Raw genomic sequence first — 15,529 nt, 5'->3', positions numbered from 1 at the left:
ATCAGACCGCCGGCCGGTGTGACATCCAGCGGCCGGATTCGGCTGCCGGAAAGAGCTCGGCAAGCGCGGCATTGAAAGCCGCCGGCTCCTCGCTGGTGATGGTATGGCCGGCGCGCGGCAACACCAGCAAGCCCGCCGTCGGCACCGTGCGCTTCAGAAAAATGCTGGGATCGAGGCACCAGTCGTCCTCGTCGCCGACGACGATCAGCAGCGGCGGCGTGAATTTTTCCAGCTGCGGCTTCATCTCCCAAAGCATCGGCCGCTTGGCCTGCAACTCGCGCATGGTGAGCGCGTGACCGATCGGCGAATGATCGGCCAGCATACTGGCGAATTCCGCGAAGCCGCGCGGGTCCTTATGCTTATGCGTCTGCCGCGTCGCACCATCGGCGTAACGCGCTGCCGCCGTTCGCCAATCGACCGTCTCGAACATTTTTGCGGTTTCGCGCGAAGCGGCACGCCCCTGTTCGACAAAGGCCGGATCGGGGCTCGAACCGTAGCCACAGCTCGCGGCCGTCACCGAAAGACAGCGATCCGGATAATGGATACCGACATGCAGCGCCGTCGATGCGCCCATGGAATGGCCGACAATGTGCGCCTTCTCGATCTTCAACGCGTCCATCAGCGCGATGACGTCGTCGCGCGCGATATCCTGGCCGTATTTCGCGGGGTCCGTCGGCACATCCGACGGCGGGTAGCCGCGCTGGCTGTAGGTCACACAGCGATGCGCGCGCGAGAAGTAACGAAGTTGAGGCTCCCAGGTGCGATAATCGCCCGCATATTCGTGCACGAAAACCACAGGACTCCCGGTGCCGACCTGCTCATAATAAAGCTTCGTCCCGTCCGGCGTCGTGAGGTGCGGCATATTGGTCTCCTGCAAGCCAAAAGCAGATTTCATTTGCGCACATACAAAATGCTAGTAGCGTTAGTTCGCCTGAGCAAGAGGATTTAGTGAATGTAATTTTGGCATATCGTTTGCTTACAAACGAATGCCGCATTGCCGCATGGAAATGATCGAAAAGCTACGCGCCACGACGTTTGCCACCACGTTTCCCGGGAGATGTTTATGATCGGTCTTTCGCGACGCGCCTTCAACTTGGGCATCGCTGCTACGCTGCTAGGCACGACACACGCCACAAATTCATCGGCGCAGGCGCTCCCGAAAATTCGCGTCGGCAGCCTTACACTTCCAGTGTTTGCTCCCATCGTCGTCAACATCATGAAGGCGCAGAAGTTCGATACCAAGAATGGTTTCGAAGCGGAGGTGCAGACCTATCCATCCTTTTCTGCCTACTATGCCGGCCTCGCCACCGGCGAAATCGATACGCTGATCGGCGGCCCCACTTATTTCCAGAAGCTCCGCCTCGAAGGCGTGCCGCTGCGCATCGTCGCAACGGGGGCGACGCTGGCCGACCTCGTGGTCATCGCCAAGGATCCGGCGATCAAGTCGCTCGCAGAGCTCAAAGGCAAGCAGCTCGCCGCCGATATGGGCAGCGGCCAATTTCAGATCCTTTCGATCTACGCAAAGTCGAAGGGGATCGATCTCGCCAAGGACATGACACTGGTCAATGCCAACTTCGCCGTGGCACGCGCACAACTGGCGGCAGGACGCGTCGAGGCCGCGATGATCATCGAGCCCATCGCCACCATGATGATCAAGGAAGACCCCAGCCTGAAGATCGTCTTCAATACCGATGCAGCATGGAAGGAAATGGCCGGTGTGACGGGTTGGGAGCTCGTCTATGCGATGCGCGAGGACACCATCAAGAAGAACGGAAACGCGCCGAAGCAATTTGTCGCGGCTCTCGCGGATGTCACAAAATATCTGCAGACCGATCCCGACGGCGCCGACAAGATTGCCGTCGAGACGGTGAAACTGCCACCCGGCATCCTGAAGGAGGCCGTCCACGCCAAGCGCTGGGTGTTCGACGCCAAGCCGGCCTGGGATGCCGCAGAGAAGAAGAGCATCTGGGATACGTTCGAGCGCGCGGTCGCTGCCGGCTTTCATCCCAAGCTGCCTGACGATGCGATCATCTATGCCCCCTGACGAGGGGCGGCCGGCAACGCCATTCGAAGAGCCGCATCGCGTCCTCATGATGCCAGGCCTTCCGCGCGAGACGATCATCTCGGTTGTGCTCTTCGCAACCGTCTGGCAGATCATGTCCTATCTGGCGCCGTCGCTCGGCATCCCGGCCTTCGCGATTCCCGGTCTCGGCCGCATCGCGCAAAGCCTGACCAAAATCACCCCGCTCGATGTGGCGGTGACGCTCGGCCGCGTCCTGCTCTCGCTGTTCGTGTCCTTCGTCATCGGCATGCTCGTCGCCGTTCTGATGTACGTGTCTGGCAGTATCGAGCGCTATCTCAAGCCCATGATCCGCATCCTGATGGCGGTGCCGGTGGTGTCGTGGATCCTGTTCGCCGTACTGTGGTTCAAGGGCGTCGAATTCCGCATCGTCTTCGTATTGGTCGTCGTCTGCGCACCCGTCTTCACCGTCGATGCGCTCGACAACATGCGTGACGTCTCACGCGACCTGAAGCAGATGATCCGCTCCTTCCGTCCGACGCCGCTGCAATTCTTCGCCAAGCTGATGCTGCCGGCCATCACCCCCGGCATCATCACCAGCTGGAAGATCACGCTCAGCCTCGCCATTCGTGTCGTCACCATTGCAGAACTGGTCGGCGCGGTCACAGGCATCGGTCATCAGCTATCCGTCGCACAAGAACTGTTCTCGGTCGCCGACGTTTTCGCATGGACCTTCGTACTGGTGGTTCTGCTCTTCATCCTGGAGGCGCTGATCGTGCTGCTCGAGACCAGAGCACTCAGGTGGCGCGCGTGACCAGCACATCGGCGTCCATCGAGATCGCGCAGCTACGAAAGGTATTCCGGCAGACCACGACGGGCGAAGCCATCGTCGCCATCGATCAGCTCACGCTCAGCATCGCTCCCGGCGAACTGGTCGCCATCGTGGGCAAGACGGGTTGCGGCAAATCGACCTTGTTCGATCTCCTGATCGGCCTCGAACATCCCACCGCCGGCAGCATCACGATCGGCACCAAGACGCCTTATGACGACTTTGGCGATTTTCGCGGCAAGATCGCCACGATCTTCCAGCAGGACCGGCTGTTTCCATGGCGCTCGGCGATCGACAACGTCAAGCTTCCGCTAGAACTGATCGGGATCGCCGAGGACATTCAGCAGGAGCGCGCAATGTCCTGGCTGAAGCGGCTTGGTCTGGAGAAATTCGCCAATGCCTATCCGCGTGAACTCTCCGGCGGCATGCGACAACGCGTGGCCATCGCGCGGGCTTTTGCCGTGCAGCCGGAAATCCTTCTCGCCGATGAATCCTTCAGCGCGCTCGACGAGGTCACGGCCAACGACCTGCGCAAGACCTTCGTCGGTCTCGCCCGCGAATTCCGCTCGACCGCCATCCTGATCACGCATCAGCTGGAAGAAGCCATGGCGGTCGGCGATCGCATCGTCGTATTCGGCAAATCGGCTGCGCTGCTCGCCGATATCCGGATGAACGACTGGGGCCGCAGCGATCACGCCACGCTACGTTCCGCTATCCAGAACACCTTGCAGATGAATGCGCCCGACGAACGGTTAAAGCGCGGACTCGAGGACGGGTAGAGCGTCGGCGCGTAGCGCTGGAGCAACTCCATCGGCCGAACTCCCCGGCAACCGACGGAATGATGGGTTTCACTGTGCCCCCCATTCCATCCGCCCTAATCCGCAGCCACGGCTTGCGGATTCCGGATTCAGTCATTGCGTTGACATCCTTTTGACCGGCGGATACGCCAATTTCATCAATGGGCCGCAGGTGCGGCGCCGATATTGCGGCGATGCCGCTGATGGAAAAATGCCGTGTCAGGCATGATTTGGGGAGTGGCGTTGCGATGATGGATTTCGCCACCCGGGTCCACAACCACAATTACCGGCTCGATCCGATTATCCGTTCCTTGCTGGACACGGATTTTTACAAATTCTTGATGCACCAGTTTATCTGGATGCTGTATCCGAAGGTGCCGGTGACCTTCAGCCTGATCAACCGCACAAGAACGGTGCGGCTGGCGGAGATCATCCCGGAAGCCATTCTACGCGCGCAGCTCGATCATGCCCGCACCCTCACCTTCCGCGAGAACGAACTGATCTGGCTGGCCGGCAACCGCTTCTACGGCCGCCGCGATATTTTCCGGCCGGAATACATCGAGTATCTGCGCACCTTCCGGCTGCCCGACTACAGACTCGAGACGGTTGATGGCCAATATGTCCTCACTTTCGAGGGCGAATGGGCCGCGGTGACCATGTGGGAAATCTACGCCCTCGCCATCGTCAGCGAATTGCGTTCGCGCATGGCGATGGCGACGCTCGACAAGTTCGAGCTCGACATTCTCTATGCCCACACCAAGACCAAGCTGTGGGGCAAGATCAAAAAGCTGCAGGCCTATCCGGATTTGCGCCTCGCCGAATTCGGTACCCGCCGCCGTCACGGTTTCCTTTGGCAGGAATGGGTGACGGATGCGATGGCCAACGAACTCGGCCGCAGTTTCGTCGGCACCTCAAATGCCCTGCTCGCCTTCAAGCACTCGTTCGAAGCCATCGGCACCAATTCGCACGAATTGCCCATGGTGTTCGGCTGTCTCGCAGACAGCGACGAGGCGCTGAAAAAGGCGCAGTATGAGGTGCTGGCAAAGTGGCAGGAAGTTTATGACGGCGAGCTGTTGATCATCCTGCCCGACACGTTCGGCATGACCCAGTTTTTGCGCGATGCCCCGACATGGGCATCGAAATGGACGGGCATGCGCATGGACAGCAAGGAGCCTGTCGCTGCCGGGGAGGAAGTCATTGCCTGGTACGCCATGCGCGGCGAGGATCCGCGCAAGAAGCGCGCGATGTTCAGCGACGGGCTCGAAGTCGATCTGATGATCGATCTGCATAAGCGCTTCCGCGGTCGCATTCGCGAGAGCTTCGGCTGGGGCACCATGGCGACCAACGACTTCCGCGGCGCGCATCCGCGCGGGCTCGATACGCTCGATCCGATCAGCCTCGTCTGCAAGATCACGGCGGCCAACGGACGACCGGCCGTGAAACTGTCAGACAATCCGGCCAAGACGACGGGAGGCAGTCCGGAAGAGATCGACCGCTATCTGCGCATTTTCGGCCGCGAGGGCGTCGCCGAGCAGAAGGTGATTGTCTGAACCGGCGTTCCACACGAAGAGGACGAGGCCGTTGCCGAACTGGGTCGAACACGCGGTCTTCTGGCATGTCTATCCACTCGGTTTCACCGGCGCTGAACGGCAGCTCCGCACAGAGCCCGGCGTTGTGCATCGGCTGCCGCAGCTCGTAGCCTGGCTCGACTATGCCGTCGAGCTCGGCGCCTCCGCATTGCTGCTGGCGCCAATCTTTCAGTCGACCAGCCACGGCTATGACACCACGGATTATTTCAGGATCGATCCCCGCCTCGGCGACGAGGCCGATTTCGATGCTCTGATCGTGGCGGCACATGGCCGCGGGCTGCGTGTGGTGCTTGACGGCGTGTTCAACCATGTCGGTCGCGATTTCCCGGCGTTTCGGCGGGCCATCGGCGAAGGTCCCCAGGCTCACGAGGCATCGTGGTTTCATATCGACCTCGACAAGCGGCTGCCCGACGGCGAACCGGAATATGCGACCTTCGAAGGCCACCAGCAGCTCCCTGCGCTCAATCACGACGAACCTGCGGTGGCTGACCTCGTCACCGATGTGATGCGGCACTGGCTGGCGCGCGGTGCCGATGGCTGGCGGCTCGATGCAGCCTATGCGGTCTCCTGCACTTTCTGGGCAAACGTGCTGCCGCGCGTTCGCGAGGATTTTGCTGAGGCCTATATTTTCGGTGAGGTCATTCACGGCGACTATGCCGGCTTCGTCCGCGACACCACGGTGGACGCCGTCACGCAATATGAACTGTGGAAGGCGATCTGGAGCTCGATCAAGGATCGCAACTTCTTCGAACTGGCCTGGACGCTGCAACGGCACAACACCTGGCTCGACACATTCGTGCCGCTGACATTCGTCGGCAATCACGACGTGACCCGGATCGCGACCGAGATCGCCGACCAGCGCCATCTGCCGCACGCGCTGGTGATCCTGTTCACATGCGCCGGCACGCCCTGCATCTATTACGGCGACGAGCAGGCATTTCGCGGCCTCAAGGAAGCCCGCGCCGGCGGCGACGACGCAATCCGGCCAGCATTCCCCGCAGCACCGGCGGATCTGGCGCCGTTCGGCTGGCCGATCTACCGGCACCATCAGGACCTGATCGGTCTGCGGCGCCGCCATTCCTGGCTGCACCGCGCGCGCAGCCACACGCTGTCGCTGGCCAACACGCAATTCGTCTATGAATGCGTCGACCGCGACCGGCGCATCACCGTTGCGCTGAATCTCGGCGAGGAGATTCTGGTGGTGCAAGACGCAGAACAGCTGCCGAAACTCGCCGGCAGCGACGGCGTCGGCAACAATTCCGGCGAGTGGCATATCCCCGGCCACGGCTGGGCTGTATTCGGGCAAACGTAAATCTCAGCGCATCGTCGCGCAGCCGGTGATCGTTTTGATCGCCGCACTCCTCGCAATGACGGCTGAGAGTGGCTGCACACGACAAAAAACGCCGCCCGGCTTTCCCGGACGGCGTTTGTCTTCTAACGCTACGAAGGCCTTACAGCAGCCCTGCCCCCCGCGCCCACTTGTACTTGGCGCCGAGCACTTCTACGGGAAGCTCCGTTGAATAAGCGTAAGCCGGGATGCCGTTCTGATAGAGATATTCCGCGGCCTCCTCGACCTCGATATCGCCCGCGAGTGAAGCCACCATCGGCTTCTCGATGCCCTTCTTCTTCATCTCGTTCTTGATCTCGACCATGTTCCTGGCGAACACCATCGGCGGCGTTACGATCGTGTGCCAGTAGCCGAGGATCAGCGAATGGATGCGCTCATCTTCGAGGCCGAGCTTCACCGTGTTGACATAGGTGATCGGCGGCTCGCCGCCGGTGATATCCACCGGATTGCCGGCGGCACCGAAGGGCGGGATGAACTTGCGGAATGCCGCATCGAGATCCGGCGGCATCGCCATCAGCGACAGGCCGTTGTCCACCACCGCGTCCGACAGCAATACGCCCGAACCACCAGCACCGGTGATGATCAGCACGTTCTCACCTTTCGGCGTCGGCAACACCGGAATGCCGCGGGCGAATTCGAGCAGCTGGCGCAGCGAGCGGGCGCGGATGACGCCAGACTGTTTCAGCACGTCTTCATAGATCTTGTCGTTACCGGCAAGTGCGCCAGTATGCGACGAAGCCGCCTTGGCGCCGGCCGAGGTACGCCCTGCCTTGAGGACAACCACCGGCTTCTTCTTGGAGACGCGCTTGGCCGCTTCCGCGAAAGCACGGCCGTCCTTCAGGTCTTCACAGTGTTGCGCGATGATCGTGGTGTTCGGATCCTGCTCGAAGAAGGCGAGCAGATCGTCCTCGTCGATATCCGACTTGTTGCCGAGACCGACAATGGCCGACACGCCCATTTTTGCCGAGCGCGAGAAGCCGATGATCGCCATGCCGATGCCGCCGGACTGCGACGACAGCGCTGCCGAGCCCTTCACGTCGTAGGCGGTACAGAAAGTCGCGCAGAGATTCGACGGCGTGTAGTAGAAGCCATAGATATTCGGGCCCATCAGGCGGATATCGTATTTCTTGCCGACGGCGACGATCTCTTCCTGCAATTCAGGTGCACCGGCTTCGGCGAAGCCCGACGGAATCAGCACCGCGCCCGGAATTTTCTTCTCGCCGCATTCGGTCAGCGCGGCAGCAACGAACTTCGCTGGGATAGCGAACACCGCTGTGTCGATCTCACCCGGGACATCCTTGACGCTCTTATAGGCCTTGAGGCCCATGATCTCGTCGGCCTTCGGGTGGATCGGATAGATTTGCCCCTTGTAGCCGCCATTGATCAGGTTCTTCATGACCGAATTGCCGATCTTGCCGTCCTCCGCCGATGCGCCGATCACGGCAACGGCCTTGGGCTGCATGATACGGTTCATCGCGGTGACGATTTCCGCGGTCGGGCGCGGCGCCGGGCGTGGCTTGTAGTCGAAATCGACGACGATGCGGACGTCGGCCGCAATCGCGTCCTTCTTGGTCGCGAAAACCGGATTGAGATCGAGCTCGACCATTTCCGGGAAATCGCTGACGAGCTGCGACACCTTGACGATGATGTCGGCGAGCGCCTCGCGATTGGCGGGATCGCCGCCGCGCACGCCGTGCAGCATCTCTGCAGCCTGGATGCCGTCGAGCATCGACAGTGCATCGTCATTGGTCGCGGGCGCAAGACGGAACGTCACATCCTTCAGCACTTCCACCAGCACGCCGCCGAGACCGAAGGCGACGAGCTTGCCGAACGAACCATCGGTGATCGAGCCGATGATCACTTCGGTGCCGCCCATCAGCATCTGCTGAACCTGGACACCTTCGATCTTCGCATCGGCCTTGTACTTCTTCGCGTTGGCCAGAATGGTGTCATAAGCCTTCTGCGCGCCCTCGGCCGTCTTAACACCGACGATGACACCGCCGGCTTCGGTTTTGTGGAGAATGTCCGGCGAAACGATCTTCATCACCACCGGAAAACCCATGCCGCCGGCGAGCTTCGCAGCATCCGCCGCCGAGGTGGCCACGCCCTCTTTCGGAACGGGAATGCCATAGGCGTCGCAGACGAGCTTGCCTTCCGGCGCCGTCAGGCTGGTCCGCTTGTCCGCCTTGACGGCATCCAGCACCTTGCGCACGGCCTCCTTGGCTGAGGGCGCAGCTTCTTTGATGGCGAGATTCGATTGAGACATGGCCTTCTCCCATTGCGTTTCTTGACGCGGACGAATTAATGGCATTTGGTATGCCAGAAACTTGAAAGTCAAGGCGCGGTGCAACGCAAAAATGCCGAAATAGCCGTCAGCTTGACATGCTGGCATCTGGCATGCCAAAAACTCTGCACGTTGTTTCTGTGGTACGACATCTCCGACCGGAGATGATTCATGCCCACGCGAAAACCAACCAAGGCGCCGTCCATTATGTCTGAGGCCGACCTTGCGATCGTTCGGATCGCACCCGAGACCAGCTTCAAGACCAAGGCCTATGAAGCCTTGAAAGAAGCCATTCTTAAGATGGACATCTACACGACGCCGGATCCGGTGATGCTCGACGAGCGCGCCCTGTCCGAACGTCTCGGCGTCAGCCGTACGCCGATCCGCGAAGCGATCGCGATGCTGGAACAGGACGGTTTCGTGAAAACCGTGCCGCGCCGCGGCATCGTTGTGGTCCGCAAGACCAAGAACGAGATCGTCGACATGATCCGCGCCTGGGCGGCGCTGGAAAGCATGGCTGCGCGCCTGATCACCACCACCGCACGCAAGAAGGATATCTCGGCGCTGCGCGATTTCTTCAAGGATTTCGGCAAGGACCGCCTGCCGCAGGATCATGTCGAAGAATATTCAAAGGCGAATATCGCCTTTCACCAGGCGGTGCTGTCGCTCAGCGAAAGTCCGGTGCTGATCGACATGACCAACGATATCCTGCTGCATGTGCGCGGCTATCGTCAGCTCACCATCGGCCGGGTCGATCGTACCGCAACCTCTTTGCCCGAGCATCTCGCCATCATCGAAGCGCTCGAAGAGCGCGACACCGAGCTCGCCGAGAAGCTTGCGCGCGATCACACGCTTGGCCTTGCCTCATATGTCGAGGCGCATGGCCAGGAGCTTTTTACCTAGAGCCTGCTTTTAACCCAACGCCGTCGCGCGGCCTGCCGCGTGGCTTCCACCAACAACCATACGCGTTCAGAAACGTCACGGGAGAGCGGAATGTCCGCAGTTCACAGCATCGACACTTCAACCGAACAGGAACTGACAGATGGCTTCCATCTGATCATCGATGCACTCAAGCTGAACGGCCTCAACACGATCTACGGTGTCCCCGGCATTCCGATTACCGACTTCGGCCGCATGGCGCAGGCCGAAGGCATTCGTGTTCTCTCCTTCCGCCACGAGCAGGCTGCAGGCTATGCCGCGTCCATCGCCGGCTATCTCACCAAGAAGCCGGGCGTGTGCCTCACCGTCTCGGCGCCGGGCTTCCTCAACGGTCTCACCGCCCTCGCCCACGCTACCACCAACTGCTTCCCGATGATCCTGATCTCCGGCTCGTCCGAGCGCGAAATCGTCGATCTGCAGCAGGGCGACTATGAAGAAATGGATCAGCTCGCCATCGCCAAGCCGCTGTGCAAGGCTGCCTATCGCGTGCTGCATGCGCAGGATATCGGCATCGGCCTCGCCCGCGCGATCCGCTCGGCGGTGTCCGGCCGTCCCGGCGGTGTTTATCTCGACCTGCCCGCAAAACTGTTCGGCCAGGTGATGAATGCCGAAGCCGGCAGGAAGTCGCTGGTAAAGGTCATTGATGCGGCCCCGGCGCAGATCCCTGCCCCGGATAGCATCAAGCGCGCCCTCGACGTGCTGAAGTCGGCAAAGAAGCCGCTCATCATTCTCGGCAAGGGCGCCGCCTATGCGCAGGCCGACGAAGCCGTGAAGGCGCTCGTCGAGACCTCCGGCATTCCGTTCCTGCCCATGAGCATGGCGAAGGGCCTCCTGCCGGACACCCATCCGCAATGCGCTGGCGCAGCACGCTCCACCGTGCTCAAGGATAGCGACGTCGTCATGCTGATCGGCGCGCGCCTCAACTGGCTGCTGTCGCATGGCAAGGGCAAGGCCTGGGGCGATCAGCCGAAGAAGTTCATCCAGATCGACATCGAACCGAAGGAAATGGATTCCAACGTCGAGATCGTCGCGCCCGTGGTCGGCGATATCGGTTCCTGCGTGGCTGCGCTACTCGATGGCATGGGCAAGAACTGGCAGAAGGCATCCTCCGACTGGATCGGCGCCGTTACCAAGAAGCGTGACGAGAACGTGTCGAAGATGGCGCCGAAGCTCATGAACAACAACTCGCCGATGGATTATCACGGCGCGCTCGGCGTCCTCCGCACCATCATCGCCGAGCGTCCCGACGCCATGCTCGTCAACGAAGGCGCCAATACGCTCGATCTCGCCCGCGGCATCGTCGACATGTACAAGCCGCGCAAGCGCATCGACGTCGGCACCTGGGGCATCATGGGCATCGGCATGGGTTATTGCATCGCCGCCGCCGTCGAGACCGGCAAGCCGGTGCTGGCCATCGAGGGCGACAGCGCGTTCGGCTTCAGCGGCATGGAGGTCGAAACCATCTGCCGCTACAATCTGCCGGTCTGCATTGTCGTCTTCAACAATGACGGCATCTATCGTGGCACCGACGTCAATCCGACCGGTGGCCCGGACGTCGCCCCCACCGTTTTCGTCAAGGGCTCGCGCTACGACAAGATGATGGAAGCCTTCGGCGGCGTCGGCGTGAACGCCACCTCACCCGACGAGCTCAAGCGCGCCGTCAATGCGGCGATGGATTCGGGCAAACCGACGCTCATCAATGCGGTCATCGATCCGGCCGCCGGCAGCGAAAGCGGCCGCATCGGCAACCTCAATCCGCAGAGCGTGCTGAGCAAAAAGAAATAAGGGGCGTTCGCCCCCTTTCAACTTTCACCTGCCGATACGGCAGACCAATGATAATGGGAGTAACATCATGACACAGGCGCTCAAAGGCGTTCGCATTCTCGACTTCACTCATGTGCAATCGGGTCCGACCTGCACGCAGCTTCTCGCCTGGTTCGGCGCCGACGTGATCAAGGTCGAGCGCCCTGGCGTCGGCGACATCACCCGCGGTCAGCTGCAGGATATCCCGAATGTGGACAGCCTGTATTTCACCATGCTGAACCACAACAAGCGTTCCATCACCCTCGACACCAAGAACCCGAAGGGCAAGGAAGTCCTTACCGCACTGATGAAACAGTGCGACGTGCTCGTCGAGAACTTTGGACCGGGCGTACTCGATCGCATGGGTTTTCCGTTCGAGAAGATCCAGGAGATCAACCCGAAGATGATCGTCGCCTCGATCAAGGGTTTTGGTCCCGGTCCGTACGAAGACTGCAAAGTCTATGAGAACGTCGCCCAGTGCACCGGCGGCGCCGCATCGACGACCGGCTTCCGCGACGGCCTGCCGCTCGTCACCGGCGCACAGATCGGCGACAGCGGCACCGGCCTGCATCTCGCGCTCGGCATCGTCACCGCGCTGTATCAGCGCACCCAGACCGGCAAGGGCCAGAAGGTCACCGCCGCGATGCAAGACGGCGTGCTCAACCTCTCGCGCGTCAAGATGCGCGACCAGCAGCGCCTCGCCCATGGCCCGCTGAAGGAATACAGCCAGTATGGCGAAGGCGTCCCGTTCGGCGATGCCGTGCCGCGCGCCGGCAACGATAGCGGCGGCGGTCAGCCGGGGCGTATCCTGAAGTGCAAGGGCTGGGAGACCGACCCGAACGCCTATATCTATTTCATCACCCAGGCGCCGGTGTGGGAGAAGATCTGCGACGTCATCGGCGAGCCCGGCTGGAAGACCGACCCGAACTACGCGAAGCCGGCTGTCCGCCTGCCGCGCCTCAACGAGATCTTCGCCCGCATCGAACAGTGGACGATGACCAAGACCAAGTTCGAGGCGATGGACATCCTCAACAAGGACGACATCCCCTGCGGTCCGATCCTGTCCATGAAGGAAATCGCCGAGGACAAATCGCTCTATGCCACCGGCACCATGGTCAAGGTCGATCATCCCACACGCGGCGAATATCTCTCGGTCGGCAATCCAATCAAGCTGTCGGATAGCCCCACCGTCGTGCAGCGCTCGCCGCTGCTCGGCGAGCACACCGACGAGATCCTCAAGCAGGTGCTCGGCTTCAGCGATCACCAGATCGCCGAAATTCACGACAGCGGCGCCGTCGATCCGCCGCGCAAGGTCGCCGCGGAGTAAGCAACGCCGCCAGTAAATGTCTCATGCGAAAGGCCGCCCAGTGGGCGGCCTTTTTTTTGCATTGACCTCTCGGTCGTCATTGCGAACACAGCGAGGCAATCCATAGGCAACAAACAAAGACCGGATTGCTTCGTCGCTGGCTCCTCAAAATGACAGCTGGAACTTCAATAAGAATTCCCAATCGTTTGATTTTGCATTGAAAAATTCTCCTGCTGCCATGCAAACAAACGACTGGTCCGTGGCATCTGGTATACGTAGATTAATCCAAGATCAGAACGTGGCGCCCGGTGCCATTTGGAAGGGAATACCGATGTCCAAGATTGCTTCATTTGAGGTCAGCGCCAACACCAGCTTGTTCGGCCGCCTGCTCGCTTCGATCGACCGCGCGTTGATGACCAGCGCCAGGATTTCGATCCGCAACGGCGACCTGCCGCGTTTCGGCCTCTGATTTCCAACTCCTGCGGGCATACGCCCGCACGGTTTGCGTTCCTCCCGACCTTAGCCCCGGTTTTCCGGGGCTTCTTTTTTGCCCTCAAGGTTGCATTGCAGCGGGAATTCCCGCTCCCTGCGACATATTGGCATCCCTCGCTTTTAACGTCTCTAATCGCTTGCCGTCTGGCATATCGCATACCAAACTGCGTCAACGGTAATGCTTCAGGTTTGAATAGAAAGCATACCGGGGGAGGACGAAGGCCGAGCGGCCCTGGACGGGCGCGCGATGCCGTATGCGCTATGACACAGCGATCCAAACCCACCCACCCAATCCGCAGGAGAGCCGTTTCGGCTCAACAGTCTGACGCGCGCATGTGGCGTGCGCAAGGGCATGTTCGCCCGCCCGCCGATTGGAAACTCGAAGGACAACTGACCACGCGCTGACGCCTTTGCACTGACGATGACAAGTCGGCGGACGACCGACGCATCAGAACGAATGGGAGAGAAACAATGAAACGCTTTGCCTCGAATCGCTTGGCTTCATGTCTCACGCTGGCCGCCGCGGCGTCCATTCTTGCCTTGGGGACGAGCCTCCCTGCTTCCGCAGCATGGGAGCCGGTGAGGCCGGTCGAATTCATCGTGCCGGCAGGCACCGGCGGCGGCGCCGATCAGATGGCGCGCACCATTCAGGGCATCATCACCAAGCACAATCTGATGAAGCAGCCCCTTGTCGTCATCAACAAGTCGGGCGGCGCCGGCGGCGAAGGTTTTCTCGACGTGAAGACCGCCAACAACAATCCGCACAAGATCATCATTACATTGTCGAACCTGTTCACGACGCCGCTCGCGACGGGCATTCCGTTCAACTGGAAGGACATGACCCCTGTCGCCATGCTGGCGCTCGACGAGTTCGTCCTCTGGGTGAACGCTGACAAGCCCTACAAGACGGTGAAGGACTTTGTCGACGCCGTGAAGGCGGCGCCTCCCGGCACCATGAAGATGGGCGGCACCGGCTCGAAACAGGAAGATCAGATCATCACCGTCGCCATGGAAAAGGCGATCGGCAGCAAGTTCACCTACATCCCGTACAAGGGCGGCGGCGAAGTCGCGGTCCAGCTCGTCGGCCAGCACGTCGACTCCACCGTCAACAATCCCATCGAGGCAGTAGCGCAGTGGCGCGGCGGCAAGGTTCGTCCGCTCTGCGTGTTCGATAGCAAGCCGATGGCCTATGACGAGCCCATCGCCGACGGCAAGAGCTGGAAGGACATTCCGACCTGCAAGTCGCAGGGCCTCGATATCGAATATGTGATGCTGCGCGGCATCTTCATGTCGCCCAAGGCCACCAAAGATCAGGTCGATTACTATGTCGAGCTGTTCAAGAAGGTTCGCGCCACGCCAGAATGGCAGGACCTCATGAAGAGCGGCGCCTTCAACACCACCTTCATGACCGGCGGCGATTACGCCGGCTGGGTGGGCACCGAAGAGAAGCGTCACGAGACGCTGATGAAGGAAGCCGGCTTCCTCGCGAGCAACTGAACGCGGGAACCGAGGACGCACACGCAGCGCCGGCTCACGTCGCTGAGCCGACCGCTCCCAGCCCGATCCGCAAGTTCGAAATGGACGTCTCATGACCACGCAGCATTCCCACACCACAGGTCCGACTCATAAAGCGGTCGAGGCCGGCGTCACCACCGTTATCGGCCTGTTCGGAGCCCTTGTCGTCTATGGCAGCATCAAGGCCGGCATCAACTGGGGCGCGGAAGGGCCAAAGGCGGGCTTCTTCCCGTTCTACATCGGCCTGTTCATCATCATCTCCAGCCTCGTGAACCTCTTCAACACCTTGCGAGAAGAGGACGATCTGCTCTTCGCCGAATGGGGGCAGCTCGGTCAGGTGTTCAGCGTCGTCATTCCCACAGGAATCTATGTGGCGTCCCTGCCCTTCATCGGACTGTACGTCGCATCGATGATCTTCATCGCCTGGTTCATGCGCTGGCTCGGCAAATACAACTGGCCGATCGTCGCCGCGATTTCGCTCGGCATGCCGATCGTCACCTATCTCATTTTCGAACGCTGGTTCCTCGTGCCGCTTCCGAAAGGGCCGGTCGAAGAACTGCTCGGTCTGTAATCCGTCGCGCCTGACAGTCGGTTCAAGGACTTTTCG

14 protein-coding genes are annotated in these 15,529 nt (G+C 60.8%); 11 read left to right on the top strand and 3 right to left on the bottom strand.

Translation table 11 applies throughout. The features are described 5' to 3' along the window. Window position 1 precedes the first annotated feature (1 nt). Entirely contained in the window at window positions 2-862 is an 861-nt protein-coding gene (locus E0H22_RS11060) for an alpha/beta fold hydrolase (RefSeq protein WP_233025689.1), read from the bottom strand. A 201-nt stretch (window positions 863-1,063) separates the two neighbouring features. Here E0H22_RS11060 and E0H22_RS11055 point away from each other — a divergent pair, with 201 nt between their 5' ends. The 3 genes from E0H22_RS11055 to E0H22_RS11045 are packed head-to-tail and all read left to right on the top strand — an operon-like array spanning window position 1,064 to window position 3,628. Then, complete coding sequence (locus E0H22_RS11055; RefSeq protein ID WP_233025688.1) at window positions 1,064-2,044, top strand: ABC transporter substrate-binding protein; 981 nt, start codon at window positions 1,064-1,066, stop codon at window positions 2,042-2,044. Between the two features lie 46 nt (window positions 2,045-2,090). Further along, window positions 2,091-2,834 carry an ABC transporter permease gene (locus tag E0H22_RS11050; protein ID WP_233025687.1) on the top strand — a complete coding sequence of 248 codons (744 nt, stop codon included), beginning with the start codon at window positions 2,091-2,093 and terminating at the stop codon, window positions 2,832-2,834. Continuing rightward, window positions 2,831-3,628: an ABC transporter ATP-binding protein gene (locus E0H22_RS11045; RefSeq protein WP_233025686.1), complete on the top strand. Its 798-nt coding sequence runs from the start codon at window positions 2,831-2,833 to the stop codon at window positions 3,626-3,628. Before E0H22_RS11050 ends, E0H22_RS11045 begins: the two co-directional genes overlap by 4 nt. A 176-nt stretch (window positions 3,629-3,804) precedes the next feature. Here the strand turns inward: E0H22_RS11045 and E0H22_RS11040 are convergent, their stop codons facing one another. Beyond that, window positions 3,805-3,993, bottom strand: coding sequence for a hypothetical protein (locus E0H22_RS11040; protein WP_233026627.1), 189 nt, complete (start codon window positions 3,991-3,993; stop codon window positions 3,805-3,807). On the opposite strand from E0H22_RS11040, the gene pncB reads away from it, so the two are divergent. Together pncB and E0H22_RS11030 are read left to right on the top strand one after the other, a co-directional pair. Next, window positions 3,946-5,196 carry a nicotinate phosphoribosyltransferase gene (gene pncB, locus E0H22_RS11035; protein ID WP_233026286.1) on the top strand — a complete coding sequence of 417 codons (1,251 nt, stop codon included), beginning with the start codon at window positions 3,946-3,948 and terminating at the stop codon, window positions 5,194-5,196. The genes E0H22_RS11040 and pncB overlap by 48 nt on opposite strands. A 31-nt stretch (window positions 5,197-5,227) precedes the next feature. Further along, window positions 5,228-6,547, top strand: coding sequence for an alpha-amylase family protein (locus E0H22_RS11030; RefSeq protein ID WP_233025685.1), 1,320 nt, complete (start codon window positions 5,228-5,230; stop codon window positions 6,545-6,547). A gap of 139 nt (window positions 6,548-6,686) precedes the next feature. Here the strand turns inward: E0H22_RS11030 and E0H22_RS11025 are convergent, their stop codons facing one another. Continuing rightward, on the bottom strand, window positions 6,687-8,849 hold the full coding sequence (locus E0H22_RS11025; protein ID WP_233025684.1) for an acetate--CoA ligase family protein: 2,163 nt from the start codon (window positions 8,847-8,849) through the stop codon (window positions 6,687-6,689). Window positions 8,850-9,038: 189 nt separating this feature from the next. On the opposite strand from E0H22_RS11025, the gene E0H22_RS11020 reads away from it, so the two are divergent. The 6 genes from E0H22_RS11020 (at window position 9,039) to E0H22_RS10995 (ending at window position 15,493) form a co-directional block, all read left to right on the top strand. Continuing rightward, window positions 9,039-9,770, top strand: coding sequence for a GntR family transcriptional regulator (locus tag E0H22_RS11020; RefSeq protein ID WP_233025683.1), 732 nt, complete (start codon window positions 9,039-9,041; stop codon window positions 9,768-9,770). Between the two features lie 90 nt (window positions 9,771-9,860). Then, window positions 9,861-11,591: an oxalyl-CoA decarboxylase gene (gene oxc / locus E0H22_RS11015; RefSeq protein WP_233025682.1), complete on the top strand. Its 1,731-nt coding sequence runs from the start codon at window positions 9,861-9,863 to the stop codon at window positions 11,589-11,591. 67 nt (window positions 11,592-11,658) lie between these two features. Further along, window positions 11,659-12,936 (top strand): formyl-CoA transferase, encoded by a 1,278-nt coding sequence (frc, locus tag E0H22_RS11010; protein ID WP_233025681.1) that lies wholly within the window; start codon window positions 11,659-11,661, stop codon window positions 12,934-12,936. A gap of 310 nt (window positions 12,937-13,246) precedes the next feature. Further along, window positions 13,247-13,384, top strand: a complete 138-nt coding sequence (locus E0H22_RS11005; protein WP_233025680.1) for a hypothetical protein — start codon at window positions 13,247-13,249, stop codon at window positions 13,382-13,384. 494 nt (window positions 13,385-13,878) lie between these two features. Continuing rightward, window positions 13,879-14,904, top strand: coding sequence for a Bug family tripartite tricarboxylate transporter substrate binding protein (locus E0H22_RS11000; protein WP_233025679.1), 1,026 nt, complete (start codon window positions 13,879-13,881; stop codon window positions 14,902-14,904). Window positions 14,905-14,995: 91 nt separating this feature from the next. Beyond that, entirely contained in the window at window positions 14,996-15,493 is a 498-nt protein-coding gene (locus E0H22_RS10995; RefSeq protein WP_233025678.1) for a tripartite tricarboxylate transporter TctB family protein, read from the top strand. Window positions 15,494-15,529: the final 36 nt, after the last annotated feature.

It is taken from the genome of Rhodopseudomonas boonkerdii (assembly GCF_021184025.1).
Classification (GTDB): domain Bacteria; phylum Pseudomonadota; class Alphaproteobacteria; order Rhizobiales; family Xanthobacteraceae; genus Tardiphaga; species Tardiphaga boonkerdii.
Note: the sequence above shows the minus strand (reverse complement) of the source record. Positions and strands in the feature narration are given on the sequence as shown.